This is a genomic window from Spiroplasma mirum ATCC 29335, from assembly GCF_000565195.1.
GTDB classification, from domain to species: domain Bacteria; phylum Bacillota_I; class Bacilli_A; order Mycoplasmatales; family Mycoplasmataceae; genus Spiroplasma; species Spiroplasma mirum.
The window spans coordinates 634,600-658,941 of sequence record NZ_CP006720.1; the positions used below are offsets into that span (position 1 = coordinate 634,600).

31 protein-coding genes, 7 tRNA genes and 1 rRNA gene are annotated in these 24,342 nt (G+C 31.0%); 6 read left to right on the forward strand and 33 right to left on the reverse strand.

The genetic code is table 4. The features are described from left to right. Positions 1-232: 232 nt before the first annotated feature. The 4 genes from P344_RS03110 to rdgB form a co-directional block, all read right to left on the reverse strand. Positions 233-1,754 (reverse strand): 16S ribosomal RNA (locus P344_RS03110). A 602-nt stretch (positions 1,755-2,356) separates the two neighbouring features. Continuing rightward, on the reverse strand, positions 2,357-2,524 hold the full coding sequence (locus P344_RS07440) for a hypothetical protein (RefSeq protein WP_236681345.1): 168 nt from the start codon (positions 2,522-2,524) through the stop codon (positions 2,357-2,359). Positions 2,525-2,700: 176 nt separating this feature from the next. Continuing rightward, entirely contained in the window at positions 2,701-3,222 is a 522-nt protein-coding gene (locus P344_RS03120) for a tRNA (cytidine(34)-2'-O)-methyltransferase (RefSeq protein WP_025317442.1), read from the reverse strand. After that, the gene (gene rdgB, locus P344_RS03125; RefSeq protein WP_025317443.1) at positions 3,209-3,817 is read right to left on the reverse strand and encodes an RdgB/HAM1 family non-canonical purine NTP pyrophosphatase; all 609 of its coding nucleotides are present in this window, start codon (positions 3,815-3,817) and stop codon (positions 3,209-3,211) included. Before rdgB ends, P344_RS03120 begins: the two co-directional genes overlap by 14 nt. A gap of 82 nt (positions 3,818-3,899) precedes the next feature. Here rdgB and P344_RS03130 point away from each other — a divergent pair, with 82 nt between their 5' ends. Then, positions 3,900-4,685 carry a phosphotransferase gene (locus tag P344_RS03130; protein ID WP_025317444.1) on the forward strand — a complete coding sequence of 262 codons (786 nt, stop codon included), beginning with the start codon at positions 3,900-3,902 and terminating at the stop codon, positions 4,683-4,685. Here P344_RS03130 and P344_RS03135 read toward each other — a convergent pair. From P344_RS03135 to P344_RS03170, 8 genes are all read right to left on the reverse strand, one after another. Beyond that, positions 4,675-5,268 (reverse strand): DxFTY motif-containing membrane protein, encoded by a 594-nt coding sequence (locus tag P344_RS03135; protein WP_025317445.1) that lies wholly within the window; start codon positions 5,266-5,268, stop codon positions 4,675-4,677. The two genes, P344_RS03130 and P344_RS03135, sit on opposite strands and share 11 nt — an antisense overlap. Positions 5,269-5,361: 93 nt before the next feature. Next, a tRNA-Gly gene (locus P344_RS03140) sits at positions 5,362-5,435 on the reverse strand. Between the two features lie 72 nt (positions 5,436-5,507). Further along, a tRNA-Leu gene (locus tag P344_RS03145) sits at positions 5,508-5,594 on the reverse strand. 3 nt (positions 5,595-5,597) lie between these two features. Continuing rightward, positions 5,598-5,673, reverse strand: a tRNA-Lys gene (locus P344_RS03150). 15 nt (positions 5,674-5,688) lie between these two features. Next, positions 5,689-5,763, reverse strand: a tRNA-Gln gene (locus P344_RS03155). Positions 5,764-5,770: 7 nt separating this feature from the next. Continuing rightward, positions 5,771-5,854, reverse strand: a tRNA-Tyr gene (locus P344_RS03160). A 6-nt stretch (positions 5,855-5,860) separates the two neighbouring features. Then, positions 5,861-5,937, reverse strand: a tRNA-Thr gene (locus P344_RS03165). A 6-nt stretch (positions 5,938-5,943) separates the two neighbouring features. Next, a tRNA-Val gene (locus tag P344_RS03170) sits at positions 5,944-6,019 on the reverse strand. A 330-nt stretch (positions 6,020-6,349) separates the two neighbouring features. Between P344_RS03170 and P344_RS06730 the strand changes: the two genes are divergently transcribed. From P344_RS06730 to P344_RS03185, 4 genes are all read left to right on the forward strand, one after another. Further along, positions 6,350-6,526, forward strand: a complete 177-nt coding sequence (locus P344_RS06730) for a lipoprotein (RefSeq protein WP_156028542.1) — start codon at positions 6,350-6,352, stop codon at positions 6,524-6,526. A gap of 183 nt (positions 6,527-6,709) precedes the next feature. Then, positions 6,710-6,934 (forward strand): hypothetical protein, encoded by a 225-nt coding sequence (locus P344_RS03175; protein WP_038677580.1) that lies wholly within the window; start codon positions 6,710-6,712, stop codon positions 6,932-6,934. Further along, positions 6,895-7,161: a hypothetical protein gene (locus P344_RS03180; protein ID WP_025317447.1), complete on the forward strand. Its 267-nt coding sequence runs from the start codon at positions 6,895-6,897 to the stop codon at positions 7,159-7,161. The genes P344_RS03175 and P344_RS03180 overlap by 40 nt, the downstream gene beginning before the upstream one ends. Positions 7,162-7,371: 210 nt before the next feature. Further along, positions 7,372-8,340, forward strand: a complete 969-nt coding sequence (locus P344_RS03185) for a hypothetical protein (RefSeq protein WP_025317448.1) — start codon at positions 7,372-7,374, stop codon at positions 8,338-8,340. Between the two features lie 64 nt (positions 8,341-8,404). On the opposite strand, the gene P344_RS06735 is transcribed toward P344_RS03185, so the two are convergent. The 9 genes from P344_RS06735 to P344_RS03220 form a co-directional block, all read right to left on the reverse strand. Continuing rightward, the gene (locus tag P344_RS06735) at positions 8,405-8,749 is read right to left on the reverse strand and encodes a hypothetical protein (RefSeq protein ID WP_148552309.1); all 345 of its coding nucleotides are present in this window, start codon (positions 8,747-8,749) and stop codon (positions 8,405-8,407) included. Then, positions 8,721-8,900: a hypothetical protein gene (locus P344_RS03190; RefSeq protein ID WP_025317449.1), complete on the reverse strand. Its 180-nt coding sequence runs from the start codon at positions 8,898-8,900 to the stop codon at positions 8,721-8,723. Before P344_RS03190 ends, P344_RS06735 begins: the two co-directional genes overlap by 29 nt. Before the next feature lie 292 nt (positions 8,901-9,192). Then, a complete protein-coding gene (locus P344_RS03195; RefSeq protein WP_025317450.1) occupies positions 9,193-9,402 on the reverse strand; it encodes a hypothetical protein in 210 nt (69 codons plus the stop codon). A 162-nt stretch (positions 9,403-9,564) separates the two neighbouring features. Then, positions 9,565-11,493, reverse strand: coding sequence for an ABC transporter ATP-binding protein (locus tag P344_RS03200; RefSeq protein WP_025317451.1), 1,929 nt, complete (start codon positions 11,491-11,493; stop codon positions 9,565-9,567). Positions 11,494-11,591: 98 nt separating this feature from the next. Further along, positions 11,592-12,068 (reverse strand): MarR family winged helix-turn-helix transcriptional regulator, encoded by a 477-nt coding sequence (locus P344_RS03205; protein ID WP_025317452.1) that lies wholly within the window; start codon positions 12,066-12,068, stop codon positions 11,592-11,594. Between the two features lie 73 nt (positions 12,069-12,141). Then, positions 12,142-12,405 (reverse strand): hypothetical protein, encoded by a 264-nt coding sequence (locus P344_RS03210; RefSeq protein WP_025317453.1) that lies wholly within the window; start codon positions 12,403-12,405, stop codon positions 12,142-12,144. Positions 12,406-12,508: 103 nt separating this feature from the next. Beyond that, positions 12,509-12,916, reverse strand: a complete 408-nt coding sequence (locus P344_RS03215; RefSeq protein ID WP_148552310.1) for a hypothetical protein — start codon at positions 12,914-12,916, stop codon at positions 12,509-12,511. A gap of 119 nt (positions 12,917-13,035) precedes the next feature. Continuing rightward, positions 13,036-13,146 carry a lipoprotein gene (locus P344_RS06740; protein WP_148552311.1) on the reverse strand — a complete coding sequence of 37 codons (111 nt, stop codon included), beginning with the start codon at positions 13,144-13,146 and terminating at the stop codon, positions 13,036-13,038. Positions 13,147-13,385: 239 nt separating this feature from the next. Next, positions 13,386-14,729: a hemolysin family protein gene (locus P344_RS03220; protein ID WP_025317455.1), complete on the reverse strand. Its 1,344-nt coding sequence runs from the start codon at positions 14,727-14,729 to the stop codon at positions 13,386-13,388. Between the two features lie 188 nt (positions 14,730-14,917). Here P344_RS03220 and P344_RS03225 point away from each other — a divergent pair, with 188 nt between their 5' ends. Further along, positions 14,918-15,574: a hypothetical protein gene (locus P344_RS03225; RefSeq protein ID WP_025317456.1), complete on the forward strand. Its 657-nt coding sequence runs from the start codon at positions 14,918-14,920 to the stop codon at positions 15,572-15,574. A 708-nt stretch (positions 15,575-16,282) separates the two neighbouring features. Here the strand turns inward: P344_RS03225 and P344_RS03230 are convergent. From P344_RS03230 to P344_RS03285, 12 genes are all read right to left on the reverse strand, one after another. After that, positions 16,283-16,537, reverse strand: a complete 255-nt coding sequence (locus P344_RS03230; RefSeq protein WP_025317457.1) for a hypothetical protein — start codon at positions 16,535-16,537, stop codon at positions 16,283-16,285. Between the two features lie 350 nt (positions 16,538-16,887). Further along, positions 16,888-17,640, reverse strand: a complete 753-nt coding sequence (locus P344_RS03235; protein ID WP_025317458.1) for a DeoR/GlpR family DNA-binding transcription regulator — start codon at positions 17,638-17,640, stop codon at positions 16,888-16,890. 50 nt (positions 17,641-17,690) lie between these two features. Further along, positions 17,691-19,472 (reverse strand): excinuclease ABC subunit UvrC, encoded by a 1,782-nt coding sequence (uvrC, locus tag P344_RS03240; RefSeq protein ID WP_038677583.1) that lies wholly within the window; start codon positions 19,470-19,472, stop codon positions 17,691-17,693. 557 nt (positions 19,473-20,029) lie between these two features. After that, positions 20,030-20,389, reverse strand: a complete 360-nt coding sequence (gene rplT / locus P344_RS03245) for a 50S ribosomal protein L20 (RefSeq protein WP_025317460.1) — start codon at positions 20,387-20,389, stop codon at positions 20,030-20,032. A gap of 25 nt (positions 20,390-20,414) precedes the next feature. Then, positions 20,415-20,606: a 50S ribosomal protein L35 gene (rpmI, locus tag P344_RS03250; RefSeq protein WP_025317461.1), complete on the reverse strand. Its 192-nt coding sequence runs from the start codon at positions 20,604-20,606 to the stop codon at positions 20,415-20,417. A 40-nt stretch (positions 20,607-20,646) separates the two neighbouring features. Beyond that, positions 20,647-21,177, reverse strand: a complete 531-nt coding sequence (infC, locus tag P344_RS03255; RefSeq protein ID WP_025317462.1) for a translation initiation factor IF-3 — start codon at positions 21,175-21,177, stop codon at positions 20,647-20,649. Positions 21,178-21,622: 445 nt separating this feature from the next. Then, the gene (locus P344_RS03260; protein WP_025317463.1) at positions 21,623-21,928 is read right to left on the reverse strand and encodes a hypothetical protein; all 306 of its coding nucleotides are present in this window, start codon (positions 21,926-21,928) and stop codon (positions 21,623-21,625) included. Between the two features lie 247 nt (positions 21,929-22,175). Beyond that, positions 22,176-22,517: a hypothetical protein gene (locus tag P344_RS03265; protein ID WP_047797223.1), complete on the reverse strand. Its 342-nt coding sequence runs from the start codon at positions 22,515-22,517 to the stop codon at positions 22,176-22,178. Next, positions 22,510-22,662, reverse strand: coding sequence for a hypothetical protein (locus P344_RS06745; protein WP_156028544.1), 153 nt, complete (start codon positions 22,660-22,662; stop codon positions 22,510-22,512). Before P344_RS06745 ends, P344_RS03265 begins: the two co-directional genes overlap by 8 nt. Before the next feature lie 120 nt (positions 22,663-22,782). Beyond that, the gene (locus P344_RS03270; RefSeq protein WP_025317465.1) at positions 22,783-23,106 is read right to left on the reverse strand and encodes a hypothetical protein; all 324 of its coding nucleotides are present in this window, start codon (positions 23,104-23,106) and stop codon (positions 22,783-22,785) included. A gap of 141 nt (positions 23,107-23,247) precedes the next feature. Next, positions 23,248-23,610: a hypothetical protein gene (locus P344_RS03280; protein ID WP_156028685.1), complete on the reverse strand. Its 363-nt coding sequence runs from the start codon at positions 23,608-23,610 to the stop codon at positions 23,248-23,250. 186 nt (positions 23,611-23,796) lie between these two features. Then, positions 23,797-24,057 carry a hypothetical protein gene (locus P344_RS03285; RefSeq protein WP_025317468.1) on the reverse strand — a complete coding sequence of 87 codons (261 nt, stop codon included), beginning with the start codon at positions 24,055-24,057 and terminating at the stop codon, positions 23,797-23,799. Positions 24,058-24,342 lie beyond the last annotated feature (285 nt).

Genomic DNA, 24,342 nt, shown 5'->3' on the forward strand with positions numbered 1-24,342 from the left:
AGTTTTAAAAGTTAATTTTAAAAATAACAGAAATTTGATTGTTAATTTGTTATATAAATAAATTTATATAACTAGATGTCTATTATCCAGTTTTCAAAGAACAATTCATAGCAATTTAAAAATACTGTTTGACGAGTATTGATTTTATTACTATCTGAGAGAACTAACCTCTCAAAACTAAACATAACACATCACTAAAGCCTTAATACTTAGAAGTATTTAAACTCCATAGAAAGGAGGTGATCCATCCGCACCTTCCGGTACGGATACCTTGTTACGACTTCACCCTAATCATCAGTCCTGCCTTGGGCAGCTCCCTCCTTGCGGTTAGGATACCGACTTCTGGCATTACCAACTCTCATGGTGTGACGGGCGGTGTGTACAAGACCCGAGAACGTATTCACCGCGGCATTGCTGATCCGCGATTACTAGCGATTCCGACTTCATGAGGGCGAGTTGCAGCCCTCAATCCGAACTGAGACCGGCTTTTTCAGATTAGCTCCCTCTTACGAGATCGCAACTGTTTGTACCGGCCATTGTAGCACGTGTGTAGCCCAAGACATAAGGGGCATGATGATTTGACGTCATCCCCACCTTCCTCTAGCTTACACTAGCAGTCTCGTTAGAGTATCTCAACTTAATGGAGTAACTAACGACAAGGGTTGCGCTCGTTACTGGACTTAACCAAACACCTCACGGCACGAGCTGACGACAACCATGCACCACCTGTCTCAATGTTAACCTCTACTGTATCTCTACAGCTTTGCACTGGATGTCAAGCCTTGGTAAGGTTCTTCGCGTTGCTTCGAATTAAACCACATGCTCCACCGCTTGTGCGGGTCCCCGTCAATTCCTTTGAGTTTCACTCTTGCGAGCATACTACTCAGGCGGAGTACTTAATGCGTTAGCTGCAGCACCGAACTTAGTCCGACACTTAGTACTCATCGTTTACGGCGTGGACTACTAGGGTATCTAATCCTATTTGCTCCCCACGCTTTCGTGCCTAAACGTCAGTGATAGGCCAGTTGACCGCCTTCGCCACTGGTGTTCCTCCATATATCTACGCATTTCACCGCTACACATGGAATTCCATCAACCTCTCCTACACTCTAGTCTAACAGTTTTCAAGGCGAACTGGAGTTGAGCCCCAGTCTTTAACCCCAAACTTGCTAAACCGTCTGCGCACGCTTTACGCCCAATAAATCCGGATAACGCTTGCCACCTATGTATTACCGCGGCTGCTGGCACATAGTTAGCCGTGGCTTTCTGGTAAGGTACCGTCAAACAAATAGCATTTCCTATATTTGCTGTTCTTCCCTTACAACAGACCTTTACAATCCGAAGACCGTCTTCAGTCACGCGGCATTGCTCCATCAGGCTTTCGCCCATTGTGAAAAATTCCCTACTGCTGCCTCCCGTAGGAGTTCGGGCCGTGTCTCAGTCCCGATGTGGCCGATCACCCTCTCAGGTCGGCTACGTATCATAGCCTTGGTAGGCCATTACCCCACCAACAAGCTAATACGCCGCACCCTCATCCATTAGTGGTCCAAACGGACCTTTCAACCTTCAAAGATGCCCCTCCAAAGATATCATGCGGTATTAGCAGTCGTTTCCAACTGTTATCCCCCGCTAATGGGTAGATTAGATACGTGTTACTCACCCGTTCGCCACTGGGTGCAAGCACCCCGTTCGACTTGCATGTATTAGGCATGCCGCCAGCGTTCATCCTGAGCCAGGATCAAACTCTCATGTAAAATAATTATTTTTTCCTAGCTTTAATGACGGATATAATCATTGATTAAATGTATATCATAATTGTTATGTTTAGTTTTCAAAGATCGTTCATGTTTGTTAGTGTCTCTATAAAACACCTTACAAATGATACAAAATTTAGTAATTATTGTCAACATTTTTTTAAACTTTTTCACAATTTTAATTAACTCTTTTGTACATTTGGTAAGCATTTTATACTAATAAATTATAATTCTGCATTATTTTTATTAAGCTTATCGAACACCTTAATAAGTATATAAAATGTTGAGTTTTTTGCAAGTGTTTTTTACAAAAAATTTAATTTTTTTTACTTTTTTTACTTTTTTAAATTCCCTTTAAAATTAAGGGTTTTTAACAAATAAAAAAAGTAACCCAAATGATTAAATATTTTTTTGATAAATACAAGGAAAAAGACTAAGATATTAAAAAATAAAAATCACTTATCAAAGATAAGCAATTAATGCAAAAAGATATTTAAATTATGGTGTGCATATTAATTTTAATTTAATTAAAATTTGTTAAATAGCTAACCCGATCGGCAATAATATCGTTGTAGTAACTCTTATCATCAAAATTATTTGCTTTAAAAGACTGAATCCCCGTCCTTTGACCACAATAATTGCTTTATCCCATAAACTATAACATCTAAATCATCAATATTGTTGGTTCATACTTTGAAATTAACAATATCTTCATCATAATTACCTTCCCGGTTTTTGAAAGGTCGTTGAACCTTTAATAAAAATTTCATTAGTTTGCGTTCTGTCTCTTTTTTGTCATAAACAATTTCATAAAGGCCCTCAACTTGACCAACTTACATTACTTGGTTCACTTCTTTTCATCCTTTCTTAATTAAAATAGCTTTATACTCTTGAATTATAAAAGGAATCACAATAAAAAAGCAAAAAAATTCCCCCGGTGCATAAATTATTTTAAGTAATCTGCTCCCTTTTGAATTTCAACTTTTGATAAATCAGGGTAATCTAACTGGTGCATAACTTCATAAGCCACAATTCCCACCGAAGACGCCACATTCAAACTCCGCACATTCGGATGCATTGGAATTCGAAAACAACGTTCTAAATTATCATGTAAAATTTCGTAGGGAATGCCAGTTGATTCCCGACCAAACATAATATAAATTGGTCCATTATGTTCTTTAAAATTAATGGCACTATGGGGTTGTTTAGCATAGCGTGTTGAACAATATAATACAGCATCTGGATTTAAAGTTAAAAATTGCTGTCAATCATTATATAATTGATAATCACTAACGTGAATATAATTAGCACTACTACGGGTAATAAAGCGTTCATCAAAAAAGAAGCCCAGAGGCTCAATTATATGTAATTTGGCATTGACAGCAACACAAGTTCGAATAATTGCCCCAACATTTTGGGCAATTTCTGGTTCATATAAAACAATATTTAATTTTTTACTTGTTGTCATGCTGCTCTCCTGATTGGGCATACCAATCCATAAATAGTTTGATTGCTTTACTACGGTGCGAATACTGATTTTTTTCATGTAATGATAACTCACCATAAGTTTTATTTAACTCTGGTAGTAAAAAGATCAGATCAAAACCAAAAGCATCATCTCCCCGTGGTTCTAAAGCAATTTCTCCGTTCGTAATTCCTAAAAAAGTTTTGGCAACATTACGCTGACTGTCAACATAACTTAACGCACACACCGCTCTCGCACTGCGGTCCGTTAAATCCTTACATTTCTCTAATAATAAATTATTAACAATCTTATTATCTAAAATGGGAGCAGCTCATCTTTTCGTATAGATCCCCGGAAAATTATCTAATTCAATAATTTCTAAACCCGAATCATCTGCTAAAACTGGGACCTTTAAAAACTCGCTTAAATACTGTGCTTTAATTAAAGAATTTTCTGCAAAGGTTGTTCCCGTTTCATCAATTTCGCTAATAAAGTCAAAATCTAAGAATGATTTAACATTAACATTTAACTGGGCAAATAATTCTTGATATTCTTTAACTTTATTGGCATTATTAGTGGCAATAATAATCTCTTGCATGTTTCTTTCCTCCTTTGGTTCTCCTAAATCATTAATAATATTGTATAATAAAAATGATTATTTTAGAAAAAGAGTTGAGAAGATGAAATTTGAACAAGGTGAAAAATTAAATAAGGGATTAACTAATATTAATTACCGGTGGGGTGAATTCTTTGTTCGTTATGAACAACCCTTTACCCGCTTATTTCTTGACCATGAAAATGAAATGAACGTCTTAAAAGCCTTACAACACCAAAATATTAATTTGAAGGTTGTGGAAACTGGTTATGATAATGATCATTTTTATGTAATCACCAAATATTACCCCAATTGTTTAACACTGGGACAGACCGGGTTGGGACGCAGTAATTTAACACGGGTTAGTTATTTAATTAAAAAACTGCACCAAGTTGATGTGCGCAATTATAATATTAAAACATTTAATCCCCGCTTGTTTTTACAAACCATGAAACAACATATTAAAAAAATTATTTATAATTTAGACCAAGAAGAAAATCTCATTAACCCCGCATTGTACCAACCAATTAATAATGCTGTTCTCTGCCATAATGATTTAACAAGTGATAATTTTATTTTTATTGCTAATCGCTTATATTTAATTGACTATGAATATGCGATGCTAAATGATCCCTTGTTTGATATTGCCAGTTTTGCTTCTGAGACCCTAACGCAGCCAGCAGATATTAAATACTGGTTTGACCAGTTTAATCTAACAACTGCTGAGCATCAACGTGTTGTGGATTGAATGTATTACCAAAATATCTTATGAATCTATTGAGCAAATTATATGTATGAACATACTAATAATGCAATGTTTTTAAAAATTATGGAAGCAAAATACCAAAAATTAAAAATTCCTACTCTTTAACAGGGGGATTTTTTTCTTTTGCCTGGGTTGCTTCAAAATCTTCGCGAAAACCTTCAATAATTTCATCCTCGGGATTTAACACCCGTCCTTCACGTTTTGCTTTTAAATATTCAGCAATATTACAAATTCACACCGCCATAAAAGTTCCAAAGAAAACAGAGAATATTAAAAATGCCATTGCTAATAAACAACGATATAAAACCTTATCTCATCCTCACCAGTAACCAGTTAAGTAAAACCCAAATAAAGTTCATGATAAGGTAATGTTGTAAGTAAACTGGTCAGCTTTATGGAATTTTAAAATAAAACCAAGTAAAGTTAAGAGAAAAACTCCCAGCACATATAATAACCCAAAGCCAATGCCACCCCCTACTTCGTAATGGTCAGCATATGATAAGTCAGGTGATGATAAGAAAAATAACAAAAAAAATGGGGCAATTCCTTCCACAATAATTGCTAATAAACTTTTTCAAAAAATAGTTCGCGTTGAATGAAATTCCAAATGTTCTTTTAATTCTGGTGCTAAATGATTATCATCGGTTGTGTTATTTTCCTCATTATTTTGCTTATCAATGATTTTCACTATCTTCTCCTACTTCTCTTTTATATTTGCTTTATTTTATCATAAAACCACACATTAAAATAAAAAAAAACTTGTTAAAACAAGTAAAAATAATGGAGCGGGTGAAGGGAATCGAACCCTCACAGTCAGCTTGGAAGGCTGAAGTTCTACCATTAAACTACACCCGCATCTTTAATTAACCTAGTAATATAATATATATACCATATTTACATCGTAAGTCAATTATTTTTAAAAAAAAATGGTACCCGAGGCCGGACTTGAACCGGCACAGTTGCGAGACTGACGGATTTTAAGTCCGTTGCGTCTACCTATTCCGCCACTCGGGCACATGGTCTCCTGTAAAGGACTTGAACCTTTGACCCACTGGTTAAAAGCCAGTTGCTCTACCAACTGAGCTAACAGGAGAACTAAATAAATAAATGGCTGGGCTAGCTGGATTCGAACCAGCGCATGAAGGAGTCAAAGTCCTTTGCCTTACCGCTTGGCTATAGCCCAAATGCAATGGTGGAGAGGGAGGGATTCGAACCCCCGAACCCGAAGGAACTGATTTACAGTCAGTAGCGTTTAACCACTTCGCTACCTCTCCATGTAATGGTGCTGGCTAGAAGAATTGAACTCCCAACCTACTGATTACAAGTCAGTTGCTCTACCAGATTGAGCTAAGCCAGCAATAAATGGTCGAGTGTAACGGACTTGAACCGCTGACCACCTGCTTGTAAGGCAGGCGCTCTCCCAACTGAGCTAACACTCGAAAAAATGTATTTGTTTATTGTGCTAAACCTTTTTTATTTTATATAAATCAACTATTTTTGTCAATTAAATTTCCTTTATTTTTTTAAGATTTTGATAATTTCTAACCGCCAGGTTTTTACCATTCAAAAAATAATAAACGAAAGTATTATGATTTTTTTCCAATAAAATAAATTTTTTTCTAAATTATGAAAAAACACTTGTTTTACTCCCTAATTTTAATTAGCATTGGAAATAAGAAAAAAATAATAAATCTTATCAATTTGACAGCTGAATCCCTAAATTAGTATTTGTTATTTTTTCTTGTTTTTAAGGGAGGGATATTTATTTAATGAAGAAGTTAATAGCAATTTTAGGAGCTCTAGGTTTAACAGCAACCGGAGCAAGTTCCGTTGTAGCGTGCAACAATAATAAAAAAGAAGATACAAATGACTTAACAAAATCATTTAAATCAAGTTATAACGCGAACAATACTGGTATTGATCTAGGTAATTATGGAATTGAGTAAAGTGCGGATTATTTCAATTTTACCTTTAGTAAATTACAAACTAATCTTCTTAAAAATATTATTATTCCTAACAAAGAAGCAACGGTGACAAAAGTTGATGAACCATAAATATTACAACAAGCTTCACTCGCTGCCAATAGTAAAATTGCAATTATAGAAGGTATTGACCAATCAAAATTGCATGTGGTCGATGGTATTTTACAAATTAAAATTAATTTGCAACTATACCAAACATTAGCGCAAAAAGATGGGACAATTGCCTACCAACAGCAAAATGAAACCATGATAATAACAATTAATCTAAAAGCAAAATTTAACATTCCCCTAATTGACACACCATCCCAGCAATTAGCAAGGATGAGAGTTCCATGTCCAAAACTACCAACAAGTTACCAAAAAAAGAGTTAGATTTAAGTTTTGCGAATAAAATTTTAGGGGTTGTTCGTCAGTATGTGCCCCGTAAAATTTATGATGATATTAATAATAATGTTGGTGACTTTAAGTGAACATGATATTTTGAAAACCACCAGGAGTTGGAAAAACCCCTAGATTTAACTACTTCAGTGGTATTTTTCATTAAAATATTGTCTGAACCAGCAAATGACCTTTTTAACGAGAGCAATTGATTTTATTAAAATTATGCTTTCCACTGTAAAATAATAAAAAGCAATTAATAATTGCTTTTTATTTTGCTAATTTTTGATAATTCTTGCTTTAAAAAAATAAATTTAACCCCGATTTCTTTAAAAAGTGATTTTTCAATTCTTGATAAAATATCGATTTCCCTAAAAATAAGATATAATAATTTTGTATCTAAAAACGACAACGAAAGGAAAAGTGATAACATGCGCCAACCAAAAAGTTTTGGTTTTACAAGGTTCTGAATTATCTTCTCTAGTATTTTTGGAATTATTGGGGTAGTTATTATGAGCATTGCTTATTTTTACTACTTAGATAAGTTCAATAACGGGACTCTTAACAATGTTGACCCTAATACTGCTGAGATCTTTTTAATGAATTCATATTCATACTTAGGAAGTTTTAAAGTAATCTTATTAATTGCCATTATGTTTACGTTATTCTCAACAATTATTTGTAACATTGGGTTGATCCGTTATGCTGCAAAAAGTACCGATGAAGAACTATGTGCAAATAAATGGAGTTTAGCAGTCTTGTCGCTATCTTTAGGAGGGTTCTTTGCCCCTTTTGCCTTAACATGATTACCAGATACAGATGTTAAAGCAACTAAAAATGCCCGCGTCACAATTGTGCGTTATTTAGGAACATCGTGATTATTAGGAGCCATCTTTAGTATTGTCGCAATTATGGTCTTTTATGCTCGTGCTAACGACCATTCATGGACAAAAGTTGGGGACTACTATCCAGCGAACCCAAAACAAGTTTTTACCGCAGTCATTGCAGTGTTAGCGGTTGCCAGTGCGTTAAGTCTATTATTTGTCCCTTGATTTTACAATCAAAATACTGTGGCCCATATGATTGCCGAAACTAGTTTAGGAAAATGATACCGTTTTATTTCAACCTTATATACAGTAATTGTAACAATGCTATTAATTATTCAAATTATCACCGCGGTGTTAAAATTGATTGAAATTTTTACAAGTATTTTCCAAAACAATCAAGGAGCAGGATCATCCTTTATCAGTATTATGCGTTTCACGATGTCATTAATTAGTACAATGTTTATGATTTATCTAATTGTCAAAGTTATTGCCGGGTTATGAAAACGTTCAGATAATTATATGATTTCAATTCCCCAATACCGGGAAGCTGACCAAACAAGAACAACATACTAGAACTTAAATTTAAAAAGAGTTTTCTTACCAAATAAGAAACTCCTTTTTTGTTATCAATTTAAGGCTAAATTATATAAATGATGAACATCATCAAAGAAGAAATAGTTATTAATATTTTGGGAATTACAATTATTAATATATGTTGTTTTAACATGTCCCGAGTACAAGACACTAACGAGATTTTCTTAATACAAGCATCCGTAATATTAAAACACTGTGCGAAAAATTGTTGTCGGTATTTATTAAAAGCTTTAAAAAGATTGTATGTTTTAATTTTGTGGGGATACTGGTGTTGTAATTTATTGATAATTTGACTTCACGGACTTTTATACTCGGTAGCTAAGTTGGTTGCCGTTTGTTCTAAAGGTGTTTGGTAATAACTAGGAGTTTTCCCCCATGTTGGGAACATTGGTCACAATAATGTGGTCGGCATGGTTAGCAATTAACTTTCTCAAAATTTTTTCTTGACTGCTTAGAGCAGTCGTAATAATTGCTTGTTGGTCATAACTATTTTTTAAACCAATTGCGGCAAACAGATCATTATTACCCCCTTCTACCACAATTAAATCTTGGGGTTGAATGGTATGTTAAAGCATTAAGGTTTATAACTGATTTGCCAGTTCAAATCGATTAGCAAAGAAATATTCAGTTCAGGTATTAACATCCCCAATATCACCACCACCAATGGCATAATTATTCCCATATTGTTCAAAAGTTTCAGTACCCCAAAAGGCGGAATATTTTCAACCCGGATTTAAGGATAAATGAAGTTTATCTGCTAAATATTGAACGGCAACCGTACCAATACTAAAAGAAACATGGTTATAAAAAGAACTGTCAAAAGTAATTGCTTTAATTTGGGGTAAAAACTCTATTTTCCTTTAAAAAGTCTGTTCCAGCCCCGACAAGACCGCCAGTATACGATAAACTATCATCCAAAACATACAGGTGCGAATAAGTTAAATTTCGATAGCTATCGTGATTATAACTACTACTAAAAGGATTTAATAATAGTGGAATCGTTGTAATAATACTTGTTAAGATGAAATGTGCTTTTATCATATTTTCCCTCCTAAATAAATAATTTTTCAAATTTAATAAATAAAAAGTGCCAAAATAACTATTAACTAGGTACTTTGAGCACTCCTTTATTTGTCTTCATTATAACTTAGGAATTTATTAATCGAACTTAATATTATTAAGCGTTGATAATGTTTAAAAAGATTAATCCATTAAACCAGCTTCGTATAATTTTTTAAAACGTCCCTCAACTTTTTTGAGCTCGCTGAAAGTTCCCGTTTGAATAATTCCTTTTCCTTTTTCAAGAACTAAAATTTGGTTAACATTTTTAATTGTACTTAACCGGTGAGCAATAATAATTGTTGTGCGCCCCTGCATTAACTTGTCTAGTTCACCCTGGATTTCTTTCTCCACAATATTATCTAAAGCACTTGTTGCTTCATCTAAAACAAGAATTTCAGGGTTGCGTAAAAACATCCGCGCAATTACTAACCGTTGTTTTTGCCCACCCGAAAGAATAAATCCCCGTTCTCCTAAAACGGTATTAAAGCCCTCCGAAAGTTCTTTAATAAAATTATATAATTCAGCTTTTTTAGCAGCCGCTTCGACTTCTTCATCACTAGCATCAAAGGTTCCATAACGAATGTTATCATAAAAAGTTCCGTATAAAATTTGGGGTTCTTGTTCAACATAACCAACATGGTCTAAATATGATTTTAAATTAACATCTTTTAAATTTTGGTCATTGTTAACATAAATATCCCCACTAGTTGGGTCATAATAACGAAGTAGTAATTTAGAAATTGTTGATTTTCCAACACCTGTTTCCCCAACAAAAGCATATGATTCGCCTTGTTTAAACTCAAAATTAAAATTATGTAAAATTAATTCTTCATCGGGATTATATTTAAAATTGACATTTTTAAAAATAATACTTCCTTTAATATCTGGGAGTGGTGCGGCATTTACATTCGGATTAATTTTTGGCACCTCTTGAAAAATTTCATTAACTCTGGTTGCCGAAGTTGAAGCAGTGGCTAAGTTTCCTAATAACCGAACAATTTGGATAATTGGAAAAATTAATGAGTTAATACTCATCGTAATTGATAACATAACTGTGGGGTCAAGTTTGTTTTGGTTAACAAATATAATCCCGACAATTAAGGCAATGGTATTCATACTTGTTAATGTGGTAATTACAAAGGCAATTACTAATGATTGCACCCGAATGGCTTGCATACTTACTTTGTAATAATCCCGGTGAATACTATGAAAACGTTGTTTTTCATATTCATTAGTTCCTGTTGATTTAATTAACCGAATGGCGTTAATCCGATCATTAATATCCCCATTAACATTTGAAACAACTCTTCGTTGTTTATAAATTAAGCGACGGATAAAAGTAAAACAAAAAGCCGTTAAAATTAGAATTCCAAATGAAACCCCTAAAATAATCCCCGCTAATTCAGCAACAGTTTGAGTACCGTTGATATATTGATTAGGCACAGGGCGAATTCCCCCACCGGGTACATTTTCAAAAACCTGCACTTTATTATCTAATGTGAACATAATTACCACACTACCAATAAAAGTGAAAATAGCATTTAAAAAGTTTTGGGGCACTTGGTAAGCCTGATCACCTAAAATTTGGGTATCAGAAATTAATTTTGTTAAGATATCCCCCATCTTTTTATCATTGTAGTAATTCATATCTAAATCAATTAGTTTATTTAAAACCTTGATCCGAATGTCAATTTCAATTTTTCGTGAAATTGAACCACCAACTCAACTTTGTAAATACAAAAAGATTCCTGAAACAACAAATGTTGTGGCAAAACCAATTGCTCAGTACATTAAAGCTGATCATGCCATTGCCGGATCGTCAATTGACTGACGACTCTGCATTCCCACTGACAAGTTGGTCATTACAATATTTGTTAACTTCGGAATTGCCACGGTAATTCCACAAGTAATCATGACAAAAATAATTAAACATAACCAACGAAATCAATAACGTTGGTAATAAATTGATATTAATTTAAAAAATCCAATTTTTGAAGCCTTATGTTGTTGTTCAGGATGTTTGGTTCCGAACAAATCTGGTTTGGTTCCTTCATGGTGTTTTTTCTCCATTTTTTTTACTCCTTTATCATTCTTAAATTATTGTTAAACATTTAACTAAATATGATTATATCTGTTTTCTTTTGAGTTGCAATAATAAAAATAAACTTTTATTTTTCACGGGCTAAACTGTTTAGACTTAATATCAATGTGGCTAAATCTTGTTCCAATAAAAGTTTTCGTTCTTTGGTAATTACTTGTTCGATATAAAGTGATAATTCATTCATCAGTCTCATAATAATTGGTTGAATTTTTTGTCATTTGGCAGTTGGTTTTAAATAAATAACTTTTTTATTATCTTCGGGGTGGTAACGATCTAAATAACCTTTTTCCGTTAAGCGCTTTGATAAAATAGTAATATTGGTGCGAGACTGGTTAGCAAGATTAGCAAGTTTATTCAATGTTTGGTGGGGATAATGTTCAACTAATTTTAATAACCACATATTACGGATTTGGAAATCATCAAAACCCGCTTTCTTTAACCGTTCTTCAACATAGCTACGACAAATTTTATTGGTATAAGCAATTAAGCGCAGAATATTCCAAGTTTGGGGATTTTTTCAATCCATATTATCAATATCATTCACTTTGCGTCACCACCTTATCACTTTATTTACTAAAATCATAACATAGATATTAACAAGATTAAAAAAAGAACATTTAATTAATAATGTTCTTTTTGATTATTAACCAAGAATTTAACCAAATTGTTAAATTATCATTAGTTGTAACTGATAAACTATCATCGGTTTTATTGCTAACATTAAATTGTAAATTTTCCCCACTTGCAGTAAGATCTTTCGCTTGCATAATATCATCAATTGTTTTAGCTGGTTGTCAAGTTGTCCCATCGGTTGTTATTAATACTAATAATTTTCCGTGTAATAATTCAACATTTGCATTTTCTAGGTGGCCTCTAGTCAACCCCTAATTAATATTGGAACAATTAAATTGCTTAATAAAGACATTGGTAATGGAATTTCCTGATCAATTTTAAAAGTTAAAAGTTTGCCTTTCACTTTAACAGTTAAATTACCATTTGCATTAATTGATCTCATTTTTGCTGATCATCTTTGCTTGTTAAATTAGGGTCTGTTGGAATTAAATTTAAAATTGTGGGGACCATGGGGTTATCCAATAAACTACCTAAGGTTAAATCAACACCAGGAATTGGTAATTTAACATCCACTAATTTCGGGTTGGCTTCTTGATTAATATTATTTAAATCATTACTAATTGCTTTAATATTCGCAATTTGAACAGTTGAATATTCAATATTGATTGGAGCAGTTAATACTTCAACCCCGTTATCGGTAATTGAATTAACAACTGCTGTCCCTAAATGTTTAAATGGCTCCGAAATTTTTTCAACCTTGTTAACATTGACAACCACGTCTTTTAAACTAAAATTGTGGTTAATCGCCGTTATAATCAACTACAAATTAATATTTTTATAGTCAACATCAAATAAATAATGGTTTTTGTGCATTACAATTTTGAATTTTTTTAATTAACCGTGCTACTTGTTTTTGATGAAATTCATCATTGTGGGGATTAACAAACAGATGGTTCTTCAGTTTTGGCATGATTACTACAAGCAACAACTGATGATGCCCCGGTTGCTGTTAATCCAACCACTCCTAAAATCGCTAATAATTTTTTCATTTAAAATCTCCCTCTCTCTACTTTATCAAAAATTACTACCTGTATTAAAAACATATAAAAGTAATTTTTAATTAAACAGAGTTGGGCAACAATAAAAACAAAACAATTAAGTTCTGTTTAACAAAATTGCTTTTAAACATTAATAATAATTGGTCATAACTTTTGCTCTTATATCTTAGCACTAAAAACTAAGAAAAAAACTTTTTTTATTTTTTTAACAAAAAAAGTGTTTAGAAAAACTAAAACTGGTCTTTTGAATTGCTATTAGTTAAAATTTCAATTTCAAAAATAACAGATTTTAATTTGACATTATTACTTTTCGTTTTTAATTTTTTTGTTTTTTCACGGTTAATTCGAAAAGCAAAATTATGGTAGACAAAATCTTCGGGTAGATCAGCGTTTGGGATAAATTCATAACCAGTTTGGGCGACATACCATTGATATAAGGTTTTACCCTCCCCTTTGGGGGGAACATTTAATTGTAAATATTTTTTAAAAACTTTTTTAATTGGGGTGTTTCCGTGCATCCAATACATATGATGGCCAATTTCTTTAACCTGACCAGTTTCATCATCCTCATCATAAATTTCACCAACTAATTCTTCAATGATGTCTTCCATGGTAACAACGCCGATAAAAGTTTTACTTTCACGATTGGGAGTAACAATTGCCATATGAACTTGTTCTTGTTGTAATAATTCTAAAGCATCATCTAATTTTAAATGCTTAGAAATATAAATTGGTTCACTAGCTAATTTCTTAATGTTAACTTCTTTTTTATCAATAATAGCAATTAACACATCCTTAATATTTAAAATTCCTTCTACACTACCATCAGTTCGCGAAATAATTGGCATTCTGGTGAAACGTTCTTCTTTATAAATTTTTTGTAAGTCTCGTCAGTTGGTATCATTAAAAACTGCTTTTACTTTTTCTTTATCCCGCATAACATCCCCAACATTTTTTTCATCAAAAGTAATTGCTGATTCAATTAACTGCTTTTCGTTTTTTTCAAGCACCCCTTCGGATTCAATTGTTGAAATTAATTCTAACAATTCATTTTCAGTTGTTGATACTTGGCCCGGTTTTTCTTTTTTTAAGACTAGTAACCATGTAAACGGATATAACACAATTTTTCAAACTCATAAGATATAAGAAGCAAAAATTGAAAATTTTTCGGGACTGCGCTTGGCAATAATTTTGGGCACAATTTCCCCAAAGATTAAAACAACAACTCCAATTACTGCTGTTGCTACTCAAGTGGCGGTGGCTTCACTACGAATAAAAGTTGCAAAAAATAAGGCACCAATGGTTGCTAAGGTGGTATTAATCAAAGTATTTGCCATTAAAATTGTTGCTAAAGTACGATCATAATCCTTAATAAATTTATAAACACGTTTGGCACTTTTAATTTCCCGGTTTTTACTCCGAACTTTGGTTCGTTTTCCCTTTGCTAATTGTTTTAGCCGAATAACATTAATTGAAGTAATCGCCGTTTCCGAAGCTGAAAAAAAAGAAGAAAATATTAATAAAATAATCATTAAGGGCAATAAAACAAATAACGCGGTCGAGGAATTTAACATTTAAATTTCCACTCCTTTATGTTAATTATAATATACTATATATTAACCAATATTAATAGACAATTTAAAAATAATTTATTGATTTTTTTAAAATAATTACTTTTAATTTACAAAATTTAAGGTATTATATATAGTGTATGATAATTTTATATGCAAGATAAATAATAAATTCTTAAGGAGGAATCCCCGTGAAAAAAATGCTAGCATCTTTCGCAGCAATTTCATTAATAAGTTCATCAGTTTTCAGTGTTGTTGCTTGTAAGAGTAAATTAGGGCTATATAATGCTTTTATTAGTGCTATTAATAATAAGGATAGTTTTATTATGCTAATCAGTGCCCAAAACTGTCCCCACTGTCAACCTTTAGAAAAAACAACAATTAATGAATTATATGATGGTGCCAAAGGTAACGCAGAATTTCATGCTTATTTAGATGGAAAATATGGAGCTGACTATAATTTAGCAACTTATTATGGTTCGCGATCATCAGCAAATGAAAATGAATATAAAACAATTGAAAATACTTATTTAATGAATACATGGAATTCGGTTGAAGATTATAATAAATTATGAGGTAAAAAATGAGCCAAAAAAATTCTCGACTGGGTAGTTGCCCAAGAACGCAATGATCATAAAATTAAAGGGGAAATTGACTATACCATTACCGCTGATAGTTTAAAATTAAAGGGTACCCCATTGTTTATTTATGTTAAACAAGGACAATACATGGGCTTTGAATCAGGAGACATGGGAAGTAGTTGAGTAAGTGGTGCCACTCCTCAGCAGTATATGTATTATTTTGTTCAACATCTCGTGAAAGAAGACTGGGATACTAGTCATGATTAGGCAAGTTAGTTAATTTAAAAAAATAATAATAAAGATAATTAATATTATCTTTTTTTATTGGCAAAAATAAAAAAAGAATTAAGAAATTCTATTTTCGTTTAACATTTGAAGTGTCGTGCTTATAATAATAAACAATGAATTATAAGCAATTTCGCTAAGTGACATCAAACTGTGTGTGGTTGGGATCAATGACATTGTCTGCTCGTTCATTGTTGTTTGCCTATTCAGCAGCTGGTTTGATGTCACTTGAAGTAAAAGTAAGTTCTGGAATAACATTAATCTTACTTTGAATTAAATTATATAAATAATTAGTTTCATCATGCAATAGAATGCCAATTATTAAATCGGTGGCCGATAGCTTTTCTAATAATTTTTTTGCAACATAATGATAAGTTGTAAAATAAGTATCATAACCTAAAATTAATAATTGATGGGTGGGGATGACGTCAAATCATCATGCCCCTTATGTCTTGGGCTACACACGTGCTACAATGGCCGGTACAAATAAAAATAATTTAATAAATTTAAATACCGATCATTACCAATAATATAAAATTTATTCGCCTTATTAATATTTTTAACAAGGTTTATTATTGGCTGCTCCATATTGTGATCTAATGTACTGGATACCAATAATGAATGGTTTTTAATAATCTTATTAATAATTACATCCGTATTACTTTCCTTAAGAGTTAAATAAGCTTTATTTTAATAAAGTTGTCGCCTTTTTTCAGTTTTTAAAAAAGCATAGAATTCTTTTCAACCAGCAAATCCTAAGTTTTTACAAAACTTGGTAATTGATGATACGCTGGTAAAATAAATATTGGCAACATCATTAATAATAAAATCATCACGATCTTTTAATAAATTTAAAATTGTTTTTGCAATAACTACCTTAACTGTTTTGTCATTAATTAAGACAATTTCCTCTAACTTTTTAATAATGTTCTTTTCTATCTGCATGTTTCCACCTATGTTTTCCAAAATTGTTACTATGAGAGTCCATACCCTTACCCTTGTTTTTTTATTGTAGTAAACTTACTGGAAAAATAGAATGAAAAAAAGTTGAAGGTTTAATAAAATTTTTCATTAATCAATGACTTTTGGCCGCTCATTAACGATTTCTTCAATTTTTTATAAAATCGCAAACAAATCTTCAAATTCATTTTTTTAATCTTATAACAAATATCTTGAACAGTGGCTGAGTCCATACGCTACTAACCTCCTTTCACTAGTTATTTACCAAGGCAATGAAAATTTTTCTTTTAAAAAATAAAAAAATCATTTTAAAAAATGATTTTTAGTTAATAACTCTATATTACATTGGGTGGACTAGCGATTGTTTGAAAAACTTCTGGTTTATCAGTAACAATATTTGTAAAAGTTGGTAATGATGTAAATTTAAAGAAGCCAACTGAATTAAATTTTGTAGAATCAACTAGTAAGATTTTGGTTTGAACCCGAGCAAGCGCTGCTAGTTCAACACGGCCCTCTTCTTCGTTGCTTTTATAAACATAACCTTCCTCATCAACATTGCCAGCACTAATAATTACTTTTGCAAACTGAATTAACGATAAGCTTTCTTCACAAAATGATCCATAAAAAGATTGGGATTTATCTCGTAACTTCCCACCAAATAAAACGTGGTAATGAACATTAGGGTTGTCTTTGGCTAATTGCAAAATTCGTAGTGAATTAGTAACAATTTTAACTGGTTTGGTAATTTGGCTTACAAATAATTCACAAGTTGATCCGCTTCCCACAAATAACACATCATTTGGTTGTATTAATTCATTGGCTTTGTTAGCAATAATCATCTTTAAGTCATAGTTACGGTTCCGGTGCATTAAGTCAATGCTACAAGCTTTGTTACTTAATCCTAAAAAGTGAATCCCCCCGTACGACATACTAATAATTCCTTCTTTTTCTAACTCTTTTAAATCGCGGCGAGCAGTTGTTGATGAAATTTCATAGTCATTCACAAAATCTAACACATGGTTCATCTCATGAAAACTATTTTTACATAGGTAAGATAATAATAAGTTTTTTCTCTCAACACGGTGCATGGAATCTCTCCTTTTAATTAGTATATAATAAATTATACCGAAAATTTCAATTACTTATCAAAAGATGCCAAAAATTTTTTTAAATTTTCAACCGTTGTTTTATTTTTTAAAATATTATATAATTGTTCATCAGTGGCGGCTTTAATTTCATTTAGCGAACCAAAAGACTGATTTAATTGGCAGATTTTTGTTTGCCCGAGCCCGGGAACTTGGTCTAAAACACTAGTAATTAATGCTTTGGTTTGGCGGGTTCTAAAATTACGGATCGTAAAATTATGAACATCATCTTGCATTTTGGTTAGAAAATGAAAAAGTTTGCTAGATTTATCTAAATTGATAGCTTTTTTGTCTAAATTTAAAAGATGGTCCGTACGGTGGTGTTCATTTTTAACAAGACCAATTACGGGAATTTGTAAATCCAAAATATCTAATTGTTTTAAGCAAGCATTTACTTGTTGAATTCCCCCATCCATAATAATTAAATTAGGTAAAGCCCGTTTTTCTGCTTTCGCATGTTGATAACGACGAAAAACAAGATTAGTAATCCGGTGGTAATCATCTTGGTAAGAAATTTCAATGTTATATTTACGATAATCATTGCGTGAGGGTAACCCATTTTTATAAGTAATAACTCCGCCGGTTACAAATTCATCATTAATATTTGCAATATCAAACATTTCAATTAAATACGGAATTTCGGGCAATTTTAATAAATTTTTTAATTCTAGTAGCAAATCTTCTTTGCTGCCCCGGTGATGGTGATATTTTTGGTATTGTAAATAGCTTTCTTGACTGTTAGCAATTGCTAACTTCATCACATGACGATCATTGGTATTCTTTGGATGTTTAAAAATCTTAGGATATAACAATGCTAATTCCGTTAAGTCCACCCTGGGGTCAATGATAATCTTTTTTGGTAAAATATTTTTTTGGTAAATATTTTGTAAATATAAACGTATGATTTCTTGAGGATCATCATCCTTGGTCAACATAAAATAATCACTATCTTTATAACTTAATTTCCCGAGACGATAAAATAAAACCGTAATTACTAACATTTCAGGTGTTTGGAATAATCCAACAATATCAACATTTTGGCTTTTATTTAAAAAATCAACATTTTGATCAGAAATTGTTCAGTCTAAGCGGTGAATTAACAGTTTTATTTTGTTAGCTTCTTCAAATTGTAAGTTACTAGCTGTTTGGTGCATTTTTTTGGTTAATAAGGCCTTAATTTGCCTTGTATTACCCTTAAAAAACTCATCCACATGCTGAATCATCTCTTCATAATATTCCCGGGGAACTTTTTTAAAGCAGGCTCCCGAGCACTGGTTAATATGATAATACAAGCATGGCTTTCCTAAGTTGCCCTTGCATCGGCGTAAGGGATATAACCGTTCTAAAATTTTGATGATTTCCCGCGCGTGGCTCCCTTCCGGAAATGGCCCGTAACTACAGGCATATTTTTTACTAATATTGCGGACATACAAATATTGGGGGTCACGTTCTTTTGTAATTACAATATAAGGATAGTGTTTATCATCACTTAATAGGATATTATATTTTGGTTTATATTGTTTAATTAAATTATGTTCTAAAATTAGGGCTTCTTTTTCAGTATTCGTAATAATCGTTTCAAAATGGTCAATTTCATTCACTAACCTGGTTGTTTTATAGTTATAAACTTTATTAAAATAAGATGAAACCCGAATTTTTAAATTTTTTGCTTTCCCAACATATAACACCTGATTATAAATATTGTAATAAATATAACAGCCTGGCTTGTCTGGTAATTTGCTTACTTGTTCACGCAGTGATAAATTGTTTGCCATTTAGTACCCCCCCTTAACTAATATAATTTTAGTAACTATTAATAAATTATGCAAGATTAATACAACAAAACTTTATTAGGTGTCTTGCGTAAAATTAATTATTTAATAAAAATTAAATTTATAATTTTAATTTAAAAATTATTCTTTTTTAGTATATCTTTTTTAGTATAATAAAAATGGTTATAAAAAAATGAGAGCTAACCATTCCTGATTGCGTTGACTATCCTATTTGGATAGTTTTTTATAATTAAATATAACTGCAATAGTAGAGTAACTATTTTCAGAATCAAAACAATCGCTTGTATCAATTCCATCTAACCACCACCTAACCATTCAAAACAATAATTCAGGAGTAGTTATAAACTCTCACCACTATCATAACAAACGTGATCTTAATCTAATGAAAAATATTTATATAAAACATATTTTAATATTGATTATTTTGCTAATTTGTTTTGTTATAAAGCATAGCAAGCTAACGGCTCACCTTTAGCTAGCATGATAAAAATCCTGAAAAATAAAAAAACATATTTAAATAAATATGTTTAAAGATATTGTTAATTTTTTAATGCTTTTTTTGATTCCTCAACTAATACTTTGAATTCAGTGGGATTATTAATTGCTAACTCTGATAACATTTTACGGTTTACTTCAATGTTTGCTTTGTGTAAACCATTCATAAATTGTGAATAAGATAAATCATATTCACGAGTTGACGCATTAATTCTTTGAATTCATAATTTTCGAAAATCTCTTTTTCGTTGTTTACGATCACGATAAGCATAAGCTAACGACTTCATTACTTGTTCTTTAGCTTTTTTAAAATGAGTTGATTTTGTTCCAAAATATCCTTTAGCTTGTTTAATTACTTTTTTACGACGTTGTCTTGTCGTTGGTCCACCTTTTACTCTTGCCATTATTCTCTATTCCTTTCCTACGATTCTATTGAATTAAATCTTTCAATCTTTTTTGATCAGTTTTGTCAATTAAACTTGCTTTTCGTAAATGACGTTTTTGTTTAGTTGATTTATTCTGAGCTAAATGTGAAGTATATGCATTTGCTCTTTTTCATTTTCCTGATTTGGTAACTTTAACACGTTTTGCTAAAGCTCTTTTTGTTTTCATTTTTGGCATAACAATTCCTCTCCTTCTTAATTATGAACTTTTAAAATTATTATTTTTTTGGTACGACATACATATCTAAAAACAAACCATTTAATTGGGGTTCTTTTTCAATTTTTGCTAAATCTTCAATATGACTATAGAATTTTTTTAAAGTTTCTTTTCCAAATTCGGGACGAGTAACTTCTCTTCCCCGAAATTTTAAAGAAATCTTAACCCGATCACCATTTTCTAAGAATTCCCGCACTTTTTTAGCTTTGAATTCAATGTCATGGTCACCAATTCCTGTTCGTAACCGCATTTCTTTGTTTTCGGTAACGTGTTGGTGTTTTTTGGACTCGCGTTCTTTTTTCTTTTGTTCATATTTAAATTTCCCATAATCAACCAACTTAGCAACAGGCGGGTTAGAATTCATTGAAACTAGCAATAAATCTAGTCCCTTTTCTTCTGCGAATTCCAAAGCCTCATTACGTGATAATGGTCCAATTTTTTCCCCATTTTCATTAATAATTAGTACTTCGCGAGCACGAATATCTTTATTAACAATGTCTGATTTTAGGTTTTTTCCAGTTGCTTGATTCATTAAGACCTCCATCATCAAAATAATAATTAAAAAAGCACCAAAAAGTAGCGCTAGAATTTCAAGACTAAATTTTTAATTAAGAATTAGGTTCCTTGAACTTAAATAACCCAATTACCACATTTAAGGGTGTGGGTGAGCAATACTACTTTTGTTCTTTTTCATAATGAATTATACTGAATAAATAATATTAATCAAGATAAATGACTGATTTTCTCAAAAATGTTTATATTTAAAACTTAATTGCAAAATTTTAAATCTTAATCTAAATATTTTTAAATTTCAAGATAAAAAATAAAAACATTATTATTTTATAAACTTTTTTATTTTGGTAATTATTAACTATATATTCTCACGTAAATATTTATAAATGTTATTTAGTTTTTAGTTAAAAATAAATTGACTCAATATGGTGTCGTAAAATATTCATCCTAATTTGTAATTTAGCCTAGTATTTAATTTTTAAAAAATGCTCAACATCTTTATCTACAATGGCAATTTGATAGTTAGAATCAAATGATTTTCCGGTTTGTTGTTCATATAAATGCATATATTCATTAACTTTTGTATCTACTCGAAGCATTAGAACATTAGTTACATCATCTAATAGATCATGAACTCTTTTAATAACAAAATCAACATTCCTATTCTTAATTGAAGAATGCAAGCTACTAATTTTATGTTGTAAGGCAAAAATTGGATTGGTGGAGTTTACAAACTGTTCGGTTGAAACAATAAGGGGTTCAACTCTCAATGTAATTAGTTAAAATATTGTTGTAATGAATTAAAATTAATTTTTGGTTTTAAATTTTGATTAACATTCATTAGTTTCACTTCCCTTATCTTATTAAAAACATTAATAATTAATATTTAATGTTATAGTTGATAAGTTTGGATTCTCCTAGCTAGTTTTGTTAATTTATTTTGTCTCTTTTAACTATAATGATAAAAATGACAATTAACAATAATTTTCAACAAAAAAAATATCTAAAATAATGAAGTTAGTGGTTACTTAATTTATAAATCTTATCTCCAAAAGCAAAAATATCACCCTTGTTAACTTGTATTAAAACACTAACTTGATCAGTAAAGTTTTTTGTTAACGGTTGGTCAACTTTTAATTTAACTGATTCATCATCATTTAATTGATACAGTTCACCAAGATTATTTAGAACTGTCTCTCCATGCGCTGCTAAGATAGTATCATCTTGTAACTTTCAAAGAGCAAATATTCGAAAACTAGTATAGGATGAATCATTTTGAATGACACCTTGATTATTTAATTGGTATATATGTCCACTTGCATTAATAAATAAAATGTTGTTTTCTGAAACTTTAAGCATATTTTTCAGCATAATTCGTTGCTTTATTTAGTAATTGTTTTAAATCATATTGTACTTTCCTAACTGTGTCAATTGTAATATTTATTTCATAAAGAGAGCCACTTCAAGTTAATGCTCAAATTTTATTTTGGGTAATTTTAATCATTAAATAGATTGCATCATTAATTTGTCCAGCATCAATAATTTTATCAATAATTATAACCTGATTATTTATTTCGTAAACCTTACCTTGTTTAGTACCAATAAGATTACAATCATTCTGTACTTATACTATTGAATAAATATAATCATTAATCTCTTTTGTTTGCTCTACACGAGTAACTTCTTTTTTAGAAATATCAAATTTCATAATCCCCTGACCCACAAGTAATGCAAAACTATCATTAATATTAATTCCTTTATATATATAATTTGAAACTGTCAGTTGATATTCATTAATAATAACTCCAATATTAGGATTATAGACCTGATAATAAATTTGAACTTGATCAGTTAAAAGATATGAACCATCTTTCTTTGCTACTACTAAAGCACTAGTATTAGTAATTTCTGTTAGTTCAATATCTTCAGTTTTTAAATAACTCCCCAAGAACTAATAAAGGGTTTTTATTTTTTAACCCCGCTAAAATATCAGTCTTCTGATTATCATTACGCACTTTTGCACCAATAATTTGATTTTGGAGATGAGTTTGTAAAGTTAATTTTGATGCTAAAAATTTAACTGTCACACTTAAATTATAGTTATATGCCCACTCGCTAATTTGACAACTAATGTTGCTTGCGTTGCTGAAATATTTTTTAAGAAAAGATCATTAATAACAACCTTCTTATTGTTTGTTTTCATAGAAGATAAAATTGTGGCAGTTTGGTTATCAGGAATAATTCCTAATTCTAAATTTGTTAGCTCGTCACTCAAATCCACCCGGTTAACATTTTGGTTATTAACTGCATTGGCAACTTCTTTAGAAATTGTAAAATAAAACCCTAACCCGCCTGTTAATCCTGCCGCAGCTAGGATAATCAAAACTAATAATGCAATTAAAAAATTACGGCGCATCTTCGACATATGTTTCATATTATGTAGGTGCATCATCCCCAATTAATTAATTTTATGATCCATATTTTTCATAAAATTAATATTCGCTTCATTTAAGTTAGAAGTCGTCAAATTATTTTGTGAATCAACACTCATAACGCGGTTTTCTTTCATTTTCATTCCCCATTAAGACATAAGATTTACGGGGAGCAACAAGTGATTGGTCATTATTAACCACATTTTCTAAGACAATATTTTATAGCTACCATTTGTATCAAACAAAGTACTTTTTACAAATAACCCCAAATGGCAATTAGCACAGCGTAAATATAATACTTTTTTAATAACATACTCTTCTTTTAACTCTACTAAACTCTTAGCCTTTATTTCTAAAAATATTAAATTCTTTAAAAAATCCGGACGGGTATCTTTAATAATTCTTAACTTATTTTTTAGTTTTTGTGTACACCAACGACACAAAAAATTAATATTAGCATTTTTCATCTTTAATATGTTTACTCATTCACAAATTATTTACATAATAACTAATATGTGTATTTTACAAAAAAAAGCAACTAGTTTTAAAATTTATTCAAAATTAAAAAAAAGACGGCAGCATTAATAACACCCATCTTTTTTATTAAATATTTTGATAACCTATCATTATGATATTGCTTTATCCTAGTAGTAAACTAAAAATTTTTTTATTTAAAAGTAATATTTTCAATATTTGCGTGATAAGAACAACCAATAACGCTATTGGAAGAACTTTCAACCACTGAATGTCCT